11 protein-coding genes are annotated in these 15,903 nt (G+C 44.1%); 10 read left to right on the forward strand and 1 reads right to left on the reverse strand.

Features of this window, described 5'->3' with window-relative positions; all coding sequences use genetic code 11:
* The first annotated feature begins 158 nt into the window (after positions 1-158).
* The 4 genes from AC3AQ9_RS18585 (at position 159) to uxaC (ending at position 8,148) form a co-directional block, all read left to right on the forward strand.
* Positions 159-1,604 (forward strand): NADP-dependent glyceraldehyde-3-phosphate dehydrogenase, encoded by a 1,446-nt coding sequence (locus AC3AQ9_RS18585; RefSeq protein WP_488308979.1) that lies wholly within the window; start codon positions 159-161, stop codon positions 1,602-1,604.
* A gap of 561 nt (positions 1,605-2,165) precedes the next feature.
* A complete protein-coding gene (locus AC3AQ9_RS18590; RefSeq protein ID WP_488308980.1) occupies positions 2,166-3,698 on the forward strand; it encodes an MFS transporter in 1,533 nt (510 codons plus the stop codon).
* A 499-nt stretch (positions 3,699-4,197) separates the two neighbouring features.
* Complete coding sequence (locus AC3AQ9_RS18595; protein WP_488308981.1) at positions 4,198-6,315, forward strand: glycoside hydrolase family 3 protein; 2,118 nt, start codon at positions 4,198-4,200, stop codon at positions 6,313-6,315.
* A 414-nt stretch (positions 6,316-6,729) separates the two neighbouring features.
* The gene (uxaC, locus tag AC3AQ9_RS18600; protein WP_488308982.1) at positions 6,730-8,148 is read left to right on the forward strand and encodes a glucuronate isomerase; all 1,419 of its coding nucleotides are present in this window, start codon (positions 6,730-6,732) and stop codon (positions 8,146-8,148) included.
* A 61-nt stretch (positions 8,149-8,209) separates the two neighbouring features.
* On the opposite strand, the gene AC3AQ9_RS18605 is transcribed toward uxaC, so the two are convergent.
* Positions 8,210-9,412 (reverse strand): ROK family transcriptional regulator, encoded by a 1,203-nt coding sequence (locus tag AC3AQ9_RS18605; protein WP_488308983.1) that lies wholly within the window; start codon positions 9,410-9,412, stop codon positions 8,210-8,212.
* A 320-nt stretch (positions 9,413-9,732) separates the two neighbouring features.
* Between AC3AQ9_RS18605 and AC3AQ9_RS18610 the strand changes: the two genes are divergently transcribed.
* The 6 genes from AC3AQ9_RS18610 to AC3AQ9_RS18635 all read left to right on the forward strand — a co-directional run.
* Positions 9,733-10,614, forward strand: coding sequence for a helix-turn-helix transcriptional regulator (locus AC3AQ9_RS18610; RefSeq protein WP_488308984.1), 882 nt, complete (start codon positions 9,733-9,735; stop codon positions 10,612-10,614).
* A complete protein-coding gene (locus tag AC3AQ9_RS18615) occupies positions 10,611-11,771 on the forward strand; it encodes a Gfo/Idh/MocA family protein (RefSeq protein WP_488308985.1) in 1,161 nt (386 codons plus the stop codon). Before AC3AQ9_RS18610 ends, AC3AQ9_RS18615 begins: the two co-directional genes overlap by 4 nt.
* 63 nt (positions 11,772-11,834) lie before the next feature.
* Positions 11,835-12,845 carry a Gfo/Idh/MocA family protein gene (locus tag AC3AQ9_RS18620; protein WP_488308986.1) on the forward strand — a complete coding sequence of 337 codons (1,011 nt, stop codon included), beginning with the start codon at positions 11,835-11,837 and terminating at the stop codon, positions 12,843-12,845.
* Positions 12,842-13,720, forward strand: a complete 879-nt coding sequence (locus tag AC3AQ9_RS18625; protein WP_488308987.1) for a sugar phosphate isomerase/epimerase family protein — start codon at positions 12,842-12,844, stop codon at positions 13,718-13,720. The genes AC3AQ9_RS18620 and AC3AQ9_RS18625 overlap by 4 nt, the downstream gene beginning before the upstream one ends.
* Positions 13,721-13,736: 16 nt before the next feature.
* Complete coding sequence (locus tag AC3AQ9_RS18630; RefSeq protein ID WP_488308988.1) at positions 13,737-14,810, forward strand: Gfo/Idh/MocA family protein; 1,074 nt, start codon at positions 13,737-13,739, stop codon at positions 14,808-14,810.
* A 293-nt stretch (positions 14,811-15,103) separates the two neighbouring features.
* Positions 15,104-15,903 (forward strand): MFS transporter (locus AC3AQ9_RS18635; protein WP_488308989.1); only part of this gene is annotated, 800 nt, incomplete at its 3' end.

Here is a 15,903-nt window from a genome sequence, read left to right on the forward strand (position 1 = left end):
TTTATCACTATGTTGAACAGCACCACGAACGGAAAGGTTTAGAACCGGCGACCACAATCCTTGATTGAACAAAGCCTTGTTTGAAAGGGACTCCCTATAGTTCAATTGGTGACATTAATCTTGCACAGGTTAAAAAAGAAACGGAGGGTGAAGAGAATATGACAGTACGTCAAGCTGAAAAATTGTTTTATACTTTACTTAACAACAAGTGGATAGGAAGCAACAGTGGAGAAACTATACAAATTTACTCTCCCGATAATCATGAAGTAGTAGGGGAAGTCCCTGCCTTGACTCAGGAGGAAGTGGCTGCTGCAATTCAAAAAACTGCGGACAGACAAGAAGCATGGGCAGCAAAAGAAAGCCATGAGCGCGCTGCACTTCTTCATCGCTGGGCGGATGAATTAGAAAAGATGACCGATGAAATCGGTGAAATGATTCATAAAGAAGTAGGCAAGACTATTTCAGACGGAAAAAGTGAAGTGAAGCGCACGGCTCAGTTGATTCGTTATACGGCAGAAGAAGGTCTTCGTACACACGGCAGCTTTATCCAGGGGGATGCATTTCCCGGGGCTTCAAAGAAGACAAAAGCTATGGTGCAGAAAGTACCCCACGGCGTAGTGCTGGCCATTTCGCCATTTAACTACCCGGTAAACCTGGCAGCTTCAAAAATTGCGCCTGCGCTTATTACAGGCAACACCGTTATCTTTAAGCCTGCTACCCAGGGTGCAATCAGTGGACTACTAATGGTGGAAGCTCTAGTAAAGGCCGGCCTGCCGGAGGGAGTGGTAAACGTCGTAACAGGGCGAGGTTCTGTTATCGGTGATTTCATTGTTACCCATCCTCTTATCGACATGATTTCGTTTACCGGGGGAACAACAACCGGAAAGCATATCGCCAAACAAGCAGCTATGATTCCGGTGGTGCTAGAGCTTGGCGGCAAAGACTCCGCCATTATATTGGAAGATGCAGATTTGAATAAAGCAGCAAAAGAAATCGTCAGTGGAGCACTCAGCTATTCTGGACAACGCTGCACGGCTATAAAGCGTGTTATGGTCGTTGACAGTGTCGCGGATGAACTCATCGGAAAAGTGAAAGAAATCGTGACCGGGCTGAAAGTAGGCAGGTCCAGTGAAGATGCGAATGTGACTCCTATGATCGATCAGAAATCAGCGGATTTCGTTAGCAGCCTGATTGAAGATGCAAAGAATAAAGGCGCTACCGTCGTACTGAAAGGTATTAAGGACAAGAACCTTCTCGGCCCAACTCTGCTTGACCATGTAACGGAAAAAATGGATATCGCTTGGGAGGAGCAGTTTGGACCGGTGCTTCCGTTTATGCGAATTGAGAATGAACAGGAAGCAATCGCACTTGAAAAGCGTAACCGGTATGGCCTTCAAGCAAGTATCTTCACTAGTAATCTGGAGAATGCCTTCTCTATTTCAGACAAATTGAATGTAGGGACCGTCCAGGTGAACGGCAAAACATCCCGTGGGCCCGATCACTTCCCATTCTTGGGAGTGAAAAACTCTGGACAAGGCGTACAGGGCATCGGTAGAAGTATTGATTCTATGCTGCGCGATAAAATGCTCGTTCTTAACCTTTAAAAAGCCAGTGAATTTTTACTAATCGTAAGCTGTTCTCGATACTTTTCAGAATTTCACGTTTTATTTTATGTGAGGATGTTCGACTTTATTAATTATTTACCTTCCTTCTTAATAAGACGGAGCTGGTCCAACAGGATCAGCTCCTTTTCCTTGTATCTGCAGCGCCTATACTTTTAAATAGGGTAATCCTTTCATCCATTGATAAGTATCTCTCATTTCACTTGTGTGCGTTCTTTCTTAAAAATTGACTATATTGTTTTCTACCTCATTACTCTTTATCTGCCTATAGTTCTTCGATAAAAACATACCAGAGAGAAAACACATAAAATCCTTTAAAAATTTTTCAGAAGATTATAAAAAAACAGTTGCTCATTGAACCTCTTCCATGTATATTATTAATTATATAATTTGTTGGCCAAACAAATAATTATTTCCTTTCCAGCTTTTGATAGTAAACACAAGAAAGACATTAAAATAAATTTTTGAAAGCGCATTCAATTATGGTGTCTTGAAAAGACTAGTCCTAAAAACAATATCCTATTGGAGAAAAGAGGAGATCTAATGACAACTGCACCCGTCAGTGAAAATTACGGATACCACAAAGCGAAAATCTGGCAGATTGGATTCTTTACTTTAAACAACACGGCAACCAATATGTATATGTTCCTGCTGGCATTTGTCACTTATTACGCCACCGGCATCGCCGGCTTGACCGTCGTGGCTGTCAGCACCATTTTGACACTCATGCGGGTGTTTGACGGGATCACGGATCCGATCATCGGCTTTATCCTTGATAAGACCGAATCGAAATTCGGCAAGTTCCGCCCGCTGATGGTTCTGGGGAATATTGTTATAGCAGGGTCTATCTTAATTATGTACAATGTCACGCACCTTTTGCCGGAGTCGCTTCAAATGGTCTTTTTCATCTTAATCTATGCTGTCTATGTCATCGGTTATACGATGCAGACCGCTTGCACCAAGGCGGCCCAGACGGTGCTGACGAACGACCCAAAACAGCGTCCGCTCTTTGCAGTGTTTGACGGCGTCAACAACACGCTGTTGTTCACCGGTGGACAAGTATTTATCGCTTCCTACTTGGTCGTTAAGCATGGAGGATTCACGATGCCGTTCTTTACGGAATTGAACACATACGTCATCGTCACTGCTTTTATATTTACAGTATTGGCGGTCATCGGCATTCGCGGGAAAGACCAGAAAGAATTTTACGGCCTTGCCGATGCGACCGTCGAAACGAAATTCCGTGATTTCTGGCCGATCTTGAAAGGGAATCGCCCGTTGCAGATGCTGATCATTGCAGCTTCCAGCGACAAATTGACGTTAAGCGTCCTGCGCCATGCCGTCGTGGTTGTCATGTTATTCGGGATTTTGCTGGGGGACTATGAACTGAGCGGTACGATCTCCATGATCGTCATTGTCCCGACGCTGTTGATCACTTTTGTGGGCGTCTGGTATGCCCGGAGAACGGATTTGAAAAAAGCGTTCGTTATCTCGACCTGGGTTGGTCTCGTAGCGTTCAGCGTGCTGGTGGCTTTCCTCTTCACCATCGACCCGACAACGATTTCCCTGAGCAATATGGGCCTTGCCACGATCGGCTTTATTGTCTTGTACACATTGGGCATGGGCTTTGGCAGCCTGCCATCTGCACTCGTCAATCCGATGATTGCCGATGTTTCCGATTATGAGACGTTCAAATCCGGCCGGTATGTGCCGGGGATGATCGGAACGCTGTTCTCTTTCGTCGATAAATTGATTTCGTCGCTGGCTCCGGCTCTTGTCGGTTTTGCAGTAGCATTGATCGGCTATAAAGACACTTTCCCGGAACTGGGGGATGCGTTAACAACTTCCTTATACGGATTGACCATCTTCCTGGCATTCGGGATTCCGGTGCTCGGCTGGATCGCTTCGTTGATCGCCATGAAGTACTACCACCTGGACAAGAATAAGATGAAAGAAATTCAAAGTTCGATTTCGAAAGTTAAAGAAAAAGCGGCAGAAGAACGAGCGGCTGCCACTTCACTTAAGCCGGTCAATAAAAATAAAGATGAACTCGGACCTGTTCCAACTATAGACTAAATCCATTCTGCGTTCTTGAAATGAATATTGAAGATACAAGAGTGCCTCTTCATGAGGCACTCTTTCTATGGAGAGATAATCTAGTCATCAAAAAATCAAAACATATATATTTATTTTCCTTTACTTGACACACGCAACGAGAAATTCCATATTACCAGTGTTTTGGAGTGGGCAGAAAATGAGAGCATCTGATGTTAATTGAAAAAGCAGAAAGAGAGAAGCCCTGTTTGCTTTTATCTCCAGGAAGGAAATGAAGAAGTAGGTGCGGAAGTTTTGTCCACTGGACCAGGTTTCTAAAGACACTCAGATGTATATAATGGCATTGAAAATTGTCTTGCATTGCTTTTACATATTTGCAAAAGAATTCTCTTACTTGAAGGAATGAGTGAGGAGGAGATGAGTTTCGATTGAAGTAAGCCGAAATTGCCTTACTTCTTTCCCTGTAATACAATCAGGTAATTATAGGAAAATAGTTAATTAGAGAGGAATGAAAGTAAAAATGACTAATCAACAACCAAAATTAAAAACGAGAATCAAAAAAACCATTGAAGTAGATGGATTGAAGTTTAAGGACTTGAATGGCGATGGGAAACTGGACCCTTATGAGGATTGGCGGCTGAGTCCCAAAGAACGTGCGGAAAACCTGGTTTCGCTAATGAACCTGGATGAAAAGGTCGGAATGATGCTTATCAATACCCGCCAAATGGGGCTTTCCCAAAAAGATAAAAACAAAACGAGCCATAATGGCGTACTGGATGAAGGTATTGTTGAAAAAGGCGAAACTATTTTTGCGGCAACAAAAGTATACGGAACAACACATACAATTGAACAAATGCATTTGCGGCATTTTATTTTAAGAGACAATTGGAGTCCAGCTCAAACAGCGGAATGGGTTAATGCGATGAATGAAGTTTGTGAAGGTAGCCGATTGGGGATTCCTTGCCTGATAGCTTCTAATTCAAGAAATGAACATGCAGAACCTATTTTTGGCATGAATGATGCTTCGGGAATTTTTTCTACGTGGCCAGGAACGCTTGGACTAGCTGCAGCGGCAAAAGGGGAAGTGAAAAAAGGCGGAGATGCATCGCTCATCAGTCAGTTTGCTGAAATTGCCCATGACGAGTGGAATGCTGTGGGATTAAGAAAAGGGTATATGTATATGGCAGATACAGCTACAGATCCAAGGTGGCAACGAACTTACGGAACATTTGGCGAAGATCCGGTATTTATTTCCGATGCAATCGGCCGCATCCTCGAAGGTTTCCAAGGGGAAAAATTAGGAAAGCATAGCATTGCGATGACCACCAAGCATTTTCCAGGCGGCGGAGCACGAGAAAATGGATTCGATCCGCATTATGAAGAAGGCAAATGGAACCTTTATCCAACTCCTGGCAGTCTGGAAAAATATCATCTGCCGCCGTTCCAGGCAGCGGTCGACCATGGAACTTCATCAATCATGCCGTATTACTCCATTCCAAGCATCAAAAAAAGCGTGGTTCAGGAATTTGAAGGGGAAGACATCCCATTTGAAGAGGTCGGATTTACGTTCAATCATTACTTCTTAAATAGTATTCTTAGAGGCAAGTTAGGTTTTAAAGGTTATGTAAACAGTGACAGCGGCATTGTCAATAAGATGGCTTGGGGCGTTGAGGAACTGAGTGAAGCTGAACGCTTTGCAAAAGCCGTCAATGCCGGCACTGATCTCGTTGCGGATACCAATGATATTGAAAATCTGAAATTGGCAATCACCAATGGCTGGATCAGCGAGAAACGAATAAATGAAGCCAATACACGGCTGCTTACAGAAATGTTCACGCTGGGGCTATTCGATGACCGGACATACGCAAGCCCTGAACATGCTACTTCTGTAGTGGAAACTCCGGCTCATTGGGAAGCGGCTTATGAAGCACATAAAAAGTCAGTGACAGTATTGAAAAACCAGAAAAAAACCTTGCCGTTAACAGCGGAAAAATTAGATGGCAAAAAGATTTATGTGGAAGTTTTCCATAAAGACACAGAACGGGCAGCCTCTTATACAGAAAAAGCACGAAAAGAATGTGAAGAGTTAGGCAAAATGACGCTGGCCGAGCATTACAGCGAAGCGGATATCGCCATTTTGTTTTTGCATCCGATCTCCGGCGCTTATTTCTCTGCAACACTCGGGCTTCTTGAACTGGAACTATGCGAAAACAAATCCGTGAAAGCTCTGGATGGTACTGACTATGAAGAAACTACTTTAACTGAAATGAACCATTTAAAAGAAGTGGCAGCTGACCTCCATAACCGCGGAAGAGAAGTCATCATGAGTGTGAATATCACCTTGCCTTGGATTCTTGGAAATATTGAACCGTTGGCCGATGCCTTGATTGCCGGCTATGACACGTTTTACAAAGCGCAATTTGAAGTCATCACAGGAAACAGCCAACCGGTTGGAGTCTTGCCATTGACATTGCCAGCCAGTGAGGACCGTATCGCTGTTGATGAACAGGGTAATTGTGTATCGAGAAACGATGTTCCTGGATACGACAAAGACCTTTATTTACCTAAAGAACTTAGGTATGCGTATAAAGATGCCGATGGGAATATCTACAGGCTCGATCATGGACTGACCTATTGAAACCTTCTAGCTCTTCCATAAACTGGGCACTACAGTTTAAATCTCGTTAATTTTTTTGGAGTGACAATATGGTTGAGTAAAGATGAAGATAAAATGGCATAAGATTAGAAGACTGTAGATATACTCAAGAAATTTGAGTGTGTCTACAGTTTTTTTGACAGCAAATTTTGTGGTAGTTTCGCGCTCTAGAAATGAACCCACGGATGTGCACAAACTGTTTCGCTCCTTTTTCAATGCGAAGCGAACCTAATATTTTCTGATTACTTCAAAAAATATTTTGAAAAAATAGAAAACAAGCTTGAATTTTTAAAATATAGGTTATATGATAAAACCAAATCAATTAATTTGTTTATCAAACAAATTAATTATTGAGCTAAGAAAAATCAGAGTTATAAAATGAAAAGGGGTAATAAGATGAAAACTTTCATAACTGAAGATTTTTTATTGTATAACGAAACGGCGAAGAATATCTATCATCAAACAGCTAAACATCTTCCAATCATTGATTACCATAATCATTTGAATCCGCAGGAAATTTTAGAAGATAAAAATTACAGTAATTTAACAGAAATCTGGCTTGCCGGCGATCATTATAAATGGCGGGCGATGCGGGCAAACGGTATTAACGAAGCGTATATCACAGGCGACAAGAGTGATTACGAAAAATTTATGGCCTGGGCCAAGACGGTTCCAAATTTAATTGGCAATCCGCTTTACCACTGGACACATTTGGAACTGCTGAATTATTTCGGAATCAACGAAGTGTTGAACGAAAAAACAGCGCCTGCCATCTGGGAAGAAGCAAACCGTAAACTTGCGACTCCGGAACTTTCCGTGCGGTCAATCTTAAGGAAAGAGAAAGTGACTTTCGTCGGTACGACAGACGACCCGACAGATGATTTGGCAGCCCACGAAAAGCTGGCGGCAGAAGGATATCAAAGCACGGTATCTCCGTCATTCCGTCCGGACAAAGGGCTTGGAATCGAAAAAGATGAGTTTCTGGCATGGGTGAAAAAACTGGAAGCGGCGGCAGGATTCAGCATTGAAGATTACGCTTCTTTTTTGAAAGCGCTATCAGACAGGGTGGATTATTTCGACGCAATCGGTTGTAGAAGTTCCGACCATGGCATCTCTGTGCTGTTCTTTGAAAATACCGATCAGGAGGAGGCGGGAGTGGCTTTTCGGAAGCGTTTGAACGGGGAAGAGCTGTCTGCTAAAGAAATCGACCAATTTAAGACTTACACATTGCTGGAACTAGCCAGACTTTACACGGAAAAAGGCTGGGTGATGCAGCTGCACATCAACGCACTGCGCAATACGAATACGAAAATGTTTAACCGGATCGGCCCGGATGCCGGCTTTGATTCCATTGGGGATCTTTTGCTGGCGGATAAATTGGTCGGTTTGCTTGATGCAATGGACGTAAAAGACCAATTGCCGAGAACGGTGCTGTACAGTATCAATTCACGTGACAATAATATTTTGGCGGCAATGGCCGGCAATTACCAAAATGACGAAGTCCCAGGAAAAGTCCAGGCGGGTACAGCGTGGTGGTTCAATGACCATATCGACGGCATGGAAGCGCAGATGAAAACCTTGGCGAATATCGGGCTCATCAGCAATTTCGTTGGCATGCTGACGGATTCAAGAAGTTTCCTGTCATTCTCACGGCACGAATACTTCAGAAGAATCCTGTGTAACCTGCTGGGCACATGGGTGGAAGAAGGCAAAATGCCGAATGACCCTGAGCTTTTGGAAAATTACGTGAAGAATATCTGCTATTACAACGCTGAGCAGTTCTTTCGTGTAAAAGAGCAAGTTCCGGCCACGTAAACAGAAAAAAATTCAATAGACCAAAAAGAATCCCTCTTCCTGGTTCGGAAGGGGGATTCTTTTAGATGACCGTTTCCACATAGTCATCTGCGGGTAGATGTTCTTTTGATAAATCCAAGCGCAGCTCGGGTACTTTCAGAAAACTCTTGATGGCGAGGGCACATGCTCCCATGGCACACGCTTCTTTGCCAAGATCTGAAAGCTTCAATTCGCGGTAATGGCTGACCGAAGACTTCAACAGACCTTGAATGCGATCGATGGCGCCGGGATACATTTTCAGCACCTGACTGTTGAGCACAATGGTTTCCGGGTTATAAAGATTGATAATATTATTCAATCCAATTGCCAGAAATTCAAAGAATTCATCGATTTTCTGGATTACGACCGGATCTTTAGCTGCTAGCCAGCTTTTCACATCTTCATAACTGAGATTGCTCTTTTTTTTGAGAGCGGCGAGACCCTGCAGAAACCTTGCTTCTGAAGCATACATTTCCCAGCAGCCTTTATTGCCGCAAGCGCAGGGCTTGCCGCCTGGAACAACAATCATATGGCCCATTTCACCGGCGAATCCGTTATAGCCTTTCAATAGCTCACCTTCCATGATAATGCCAAGTCCCATGCCGGAATACATCGAAATGGACAACAGGTTTTCGCTGTCCTGGGATTTGAAGACCTTTTCAGCAAAAGCCGAGGCATTGGCATTGTTCTCGATAAGCACGCTCACATCTGTTTCTTTTTCGAGATCGGCTTTCAGGTCCTTATCGCGCCATTGGTGCTGAGGGACAAAAAAAACTTTCTCGTTTTTTCCGACAGTGCCATGAACGCCTATGACTGCACCAATCAAACCGTAGCGGCTGTTCGAGCATTGTGCCTGAAACTTCAATATCTGCGCTGCCAATAGTTCTAACACCATTTCGTAATTTGAAGTCTCCAACGGAATGATCTCAGTTTGCACAGGATAGCCAAGTAAATCGGAAAGAATGTATGTGATATTCTTATGATCCAGATCGATGCCCAGTGCAAAGCCGCTTTGGCGGTTTAATGACAGCATGATGGGACGCCGCCCCAAATTGCGGTGCTCCTGATGTGTTTCATAAATAAGCTCTTCATCCAACAGATCTGCTGCCTGCACGGATATTGTGGCTTTGTTCAAGCCGACCTTTTTTGACAGGTCGGCTCTGGAAATCATTCCGTGTTCGATGATTTGCTGCAGAATCAAACTTCTGTTTATTTGTTTTATATAAGATCCGTCTCCCGTAACCATATCGTTTTCCTCCATTGCTAAATCTTTTTGCAGAAGCCATTGTGGCCGGGGCTGCAGTCGAAGTTATCTATAACTAAAGGATACCACAAAGGCCGATACTAAGATTCAGGCATTTTCTTTAAAAATAATATTTGCGGAATAAAGGGGTAAGCGAAAGCAAATCAGTTTACAACAGGAAGCACTGTACAAAGCATGAAAGATTTGAAATAATTATCTGAAAAGTTTTTTAATAAAGCACTCTCAGATAATCTAATAAGGAATGTAAGCACTTTCAGCTAATGAAATTATCTGAAATTCATATAAAATGGGGGTAGAATCATTTGAAAGGTAAAGTAGTGATGGAACATCCGCTTATGGTGCATTACCGGATGGATAAATACTTGGAGCATATCGATTACCATTCCCATCAAGAGTATGAGATTTATTTTTTCCACGCCGGTTCCTGCCGGTATTTAATCCACGACCAGATTTATGATCTTGAGCCTGGCGATATCCTGCTAATGGATGGCATGGCGCTGCATAAGCCAAATACATCGCCAGACAGCGAGTATGTCCGCAGTATGATCCATTTTTCACCGCAATGGATCGAGAAGGCTTTGAAGGCAGTGAACGGCGGGCATCTGCTGGACGTCTTCCAAAAATTGCATTACTGCCTGATCCGCACGCGAGAGAACGAAGAATCAAGAGAATTGGAGCAACTGATACAGCGCCTGGAAGAAGTGCACCGGAACAACGATTTTACGGGCGTCGGAAAAGAAGCGGAAACGAAAATCCTGCTTCTGCAGATTCTGGTGACAGTCAATCAGCTTGGCCAAATCGACTCCTTGAAAATTCCAGGCAAAAAAGCAGAAAAAGAAACGCATGCTGAGAATATCGCTTCTTTCATCCAACGAAATTTCCAGGGTAAATTATCGATTGAGTCAATTGCGGATGCATTGAACTTAAGCAAATCGTATGCGTCTCATGTCTTCAAAGAGATGACTGGCTTCACCATCATGGAATATGTGATGGGCTGCCGGTTGAACCGAGTCAAACAATTGCTTGAAAACGAACCTGAAAAGGCATTAAAAGACATTGCGCATGAAAGCGGTTTTGAAAGCGTTTCCCATTTCAGCCGTTATTTCCGAGAAAAAGTTGGGATGACCGCAAAAGCTTACCGAAATCAACGTCAAAAAAATACGAGTGAGGAGAATGAAACATGAAAAAAGTGAGATTAGGAATTATCGGTTTAGGAGCTCAAGGAGGCGCTTACGCAGGCTTTATCGCTGAGGGCAAAGTTCCGAATATGGAAATCGGGGCAATCTGCGACATTGATTTGGCGAAAAAAGAACTGGCGGCTGAAAAATATCCGGATGTGCCGTTCTATGAAGACTATATTGCCATGATGGAAAGCGGCAATGTGGATGCTATCATTACTTGCGTCCCACACTACCTGCATCCTGAAATGGGAATTCAGGCGCTGGAAAGAGACATTCATGCTTTATTAGAAAAACCGGCTGGCGTCTACACGAAACAAGTGAAGGAATTAAATGATTTTGCAGCAACGAAACCGGAGCTGACATTCGGTATCATGTTCAACCAGCGTGCCAACGAATTGTATCAGAAAGTTAAAGAAATTATCGATAACGATGAAATCGGCAGCATCCGCCGTACAAATTGGATCATCACGACTTGGTGGCGTCCGCAGGGCTATTACGATCAAAGCGCTTGGAGAGCGACGTGGGAAGGTGAAGGTGGCGGCGTGCTTGTAAATCAGGCTCCGCATCAGCTGGATCTGATGCAATGGATTGCCGGCATGCCGAAAAAAGTCTATTCCAATGTCAAATACGGCTATCAACGAAACATCGCGGTGGAAGACGAAGTGACGGCAATGTTCGATTATGGCAATGGCGCAACGGGTGTCTTTATCACAGCAACACACGACATCATGGGCACAGACCGTTTCGAAATCCATGGCGACAATGGGAAAATCGTTGTCGATGACAGCAAAAAAGTGACCATTAAACGCTTGAAACGTCCGGAAGCTGAAATGAGTGCGAGCATGGACATGCAGGACGTCATGAAAATTTTCATGGGCGGCGGCGCAGATGACATCTATGACGAAGAAGTCCTTGAATTTAATGACGTATGGGGTGTACAGCACACAAGCGTACTTGAAAACTTTGCAGCCAATGTCCTGGACGGTACACCACTTCTTGCACCAGGCAGCGACGGAATCCGCGGAGTGGCATTAGCCAACGCAATTCACCTATCAAGCTGGCTCGGCAAAGAAGTTGAGTTACCAGTAGATGAAGATCTGTACTTCGCTGAATTATCGAAAAAAATAGAAGAAGAAAAGAGCTTGCTAATCCAAAAATAATCATTAAAAACAAACTCAGCGCCCTTGCCGGCGTTGAGTTGTTTTTCAAAGAGGGGAAACCATATGCTGAAAATAGGAGTCATCGGCCTCGGCGATATTTCAAAAATCCATATCCCGGTCATTCAAAGTAACCTTTATGCCGAGCTTGCCGCTGTTTGTGACATTGATCCGGTGATGGAAGGCGCGATCGAAGGGCCGGTATTTTACACCGACTACCACGAAATGCTGCAAAATGAATCCCTCGACTGCGTTCATATTTGCTTGCCACATCACCTTCATTACGCAGCAACAAAAGCCTGTGTTGAAAAAGGTGTCCATGTCTTTCAGGAAAAGCCGTTGGCGCTGGATGCGAAAGAAGGCAAATCGTTAGTTGAATTGGAAGCGCGGAACCCCGATATCAAAATCGGCATATCGCTGCAAAATCGCCGAAACGAAACCGTTGAAAAGATGCTGGAACTTCAAGCAAGCGGGAAATATGGAAAAGTCATGGGCATTAAAGGGCTTGTCGTATGGTTCCGGCCGAAGGAATATTACGACATCAAACCGTGGCGCGGCCAGATGAAATACGCGGGTGGCGGCGTGATGATTAACCAAGCGCTTCATACGATAGATCTGATGCAATTGTTCGGCGGTAAAATCAAAAAAATCAAAGGTTCCATCGATAATTTGCTTGATTATGATTTAGAAGTCGAAGACACGGCAACGGCCAGCATCGAATTTACAAATGGCGCGAAGGGTCTGTTATTTGCGACAAATGCCAATGCGGAGAATTCATCAGTGGAGCTCGAATTGCTATTTGAAAAAGGCAAATTCACCATTAAAGACAGCATCTTGACTGAAACGCTTGCTGATGGGACACAGCTGAAAATAGAAGAAGACCAAAAACTGCCGGGCACGAAATTTTATTACGGCGCAAGTCACATGAAACTGATCAATGAGTTCTATGATTGCATCCGGCAGAATACGGATAATTATATTCACGCAAAAGATGCGCAAACATCGATGGAAATGATTGATGCCATCCGTGAATCAAGCAATAGCAGAAAACAAATCGCAATGGAGGTATATCAATGAAAAAAGGAAAAATCGGTGTACAAATGATGATGCTGAAAGGCAAAGTCGAGGAAATCGGTGTTTATGAAACGATGAGAAAAATTAATGAACTGGGATATCACGCAGTGGAAGTCTCGCAAATCCCGATGACTGAAGAAAACGTCTCCGAGCTGAAAAGAGCCAGCCGGGACTTCGATATCGAGATAGCGGCTTTGTCAGCTCCACTGGAACCGATGATGCCGGGAATGCCAGGTGAAACATTGGTAAGTGATTTCGATAAAATTGTCCAGGATTGCAAAACGCTTGACTGCAATTTTCTCCGCATCGGCATGCTGCCGCTGACGATTATGGGCGACAAAGACAAAATCATGGAGTTTATTGCAAAAGCGGAAGACATGGCGCATCGCCTAGCGGAGCAGGGAATTGAGCTATACTATCATACGCACCATGTCGAATTCCAAAAGTTCGATGGTGAGTACCTTCTTGATTTAATCAAAAACAATACATCAAAGCTTGGCTTCGAGTTGGATATTCACTGGATTCAGCGTGCTGGAGAAAATCCGGTTGATATCATCAACCAGTACAAAAACCGGATTTCTTTATTGCACTTAAAGGATTATCGCATCGGTCAATTGGATGTGAATGAAGATGATTTCAAAGACATGGCCAAATTCTTTACTAAATTCAATAACTTGATTGAATTTGCGGAAGTGGGCGAAGGGAATATGAATATTCCGGCTGTCATTGATGCTGGGCTTGCAAGCGGAGCAAAGTATTTCCTGGTGGAACAAGATGATACGTACGGACGTGATCCTTTCGATTGCCTGGAAATTTCAGCTCAGAATTTACGTAAACTCGGGTATGCAGATTGGTTCGAAGCAGCAGCAGTTAAATGACAGGAGGCCGAAACAAATGAGTAAAGACGGAATGACTTATGCGCCGAAAGGGAAACCGAATCCTGTAGTGAAAAAAGGAGAGTTCCCGATTGCGGCTGCCGCTCTTGATCATGGCCATATCTACGGTATGGTCAACGGCTTAGTGGAAGCAGGCGCAACATTGAAATGGGTCTATGATCCGGATCCGAAAAAAGTGGAGGAATTCGTCGAGAAATTCCCACAAGTTGCAGCAGCTGCATCGTTCGAGCAAATTCTGGATGACCCTGAAGTGAAACTCGTCGCCGCCGCTGCGATTCCTTCTCAGCGCAGTGCGCTTGGCAACCGTGTGCTGGAATCCGGAAAAGATTATTTTACGGATAAAACACCGTTCACTACGATGGCCCAATTGGAAGAGACGAAACGTGTCGTTAAAAAGACGGGGCAGAAGTACATGGTTTATTTCAGCGAACGATTGCATGTCGAAGGAGCGGTGTTTGCAGGGCAGCTCATTAAAGACGGGGCAATCGGCCGGGTCATTCAAGTGACCGGTTTCGGGCCGCACCGTTTGAATGCAGAAAGCCGCCCGGATTGGTTTTTTGATAAAGAGCAGTATGGCGGAATTCTTTGTGATATTGGCAGCCACCAGATTGAGCAATTTTTGTATTATGCGGGCTGTAAAGATGCAGAGGTTCTTCATAGTAAGGTCGGGAACTACAATAATCCGGACTATCCTGAGCTTGAGGATTACGGAGACGCCACGCTACGCGGAGATAACGGTGCCACTCAAATTTTCAAAGTGGACTGGTTTACGCCGGAAGGCTTACGGACATGGGGAGATGGCCGCACTTTCATCACCGGCACGGAGGGTACCATCGAAATCCGCAAATACCTGGATGTGGCACGCGAAGAAACCGGAGATCATCTGTATCTTGTCAATAAGAACGGAGAAAAGCATTACAGCCTCTCCGGCACGGTTGGATTCCCGTTCTTTGGTGAATTCATCAAAGACTGCATAAACCGCACGGAGAACGCGATGACGCAGGAACATGCATTCAAGGCGGCGGAATTGTGCCTGATTGCACAAGAACAAGCAGTTGCAGTTACGCAATAAGAAGTAAAAAGAGCCGTTTCGCCAGCTGAATTTGCGAAAGTGAGCGAAACGGTTTTCTTAATATAGTTTGTTTTCGGAAGATTGTAAAAAAAGCTTGAATGGTTAAGCGCTTTCATATATTATTAATGATATAGTTTGTTGACTAAACAAATAATTTGTTTTTACAGTCTTCTGAGAATAAATAAAGGAACATATCCCTGAAAAGAATTTGAAAGCGTCTTCATTTTCAACTTTCGTAATGCAAGAAAAACGAAGCAGCAAAAACTATCTTAATGGAGAGTAGAGGAGATCTGATGACAACTGCAACCATCCATGAAAATCAGAAGTACCATAGAGCGAAGATTTGGCAGATTGGATTTTTTACTTTAAACAACACGGCAACCAATATGTATATGTTCCTGCTCGCATTTGTTTCTTATTACGCTACCGGCATCGCCGGCTTGACCGTGGTGGCGATCAGTACCATTTTAACGTTCATGCGCCTATTTGATGGGATCACGGATCCGATCATCGGCTTTATCCTTGATAAGACCGAATCGAAATTCGGCAAGTTCCGCCCGATGATGGTTTTGGGGAATATCATTTTAGCGGGATCCATTTTAATCATGTACAACGTCACGCACCTTTTGCCGGAGTCGCTTCAAATGGTCTTTTTCATCTTAATCTATGCTGTCTATGTCATCGGTTATACGATGCAGACCGCTTGCACCAAGGCGGCCCAGACGGTGCTGACGAACGACCCAAAACAGCGTCCGCTCTTTGCAGTATTCGACGGCGTCAACAACACGCTGTTGTTCACCGGTGGACAAGTATTTGTCGCTTCCTATTTAGTGGCCAAGCACGGTGGATTTACAATGTCTTTGTTCCATGAATTGAATACTTATGCCATCCTCGCTGGTTTTTTATTTACAGTGCTGGCTGTCATAGGAATCGAGGGCAAAGACCAGAAAGAATTCTATGGTCTCGCAGATTTAACAGTACAAACTAAGTTTCGCGATTATTGGCCGATCTTGAAAGGGAATCGCCCGTTGCAGATGCTGATCATTGCAGCTTCCAGCGACAAATTGACGTTAAGCGTCCTGCGCCATGCCGT

This window comes from Planococcus sp. VCh962, from assembly GCF_057748275.1.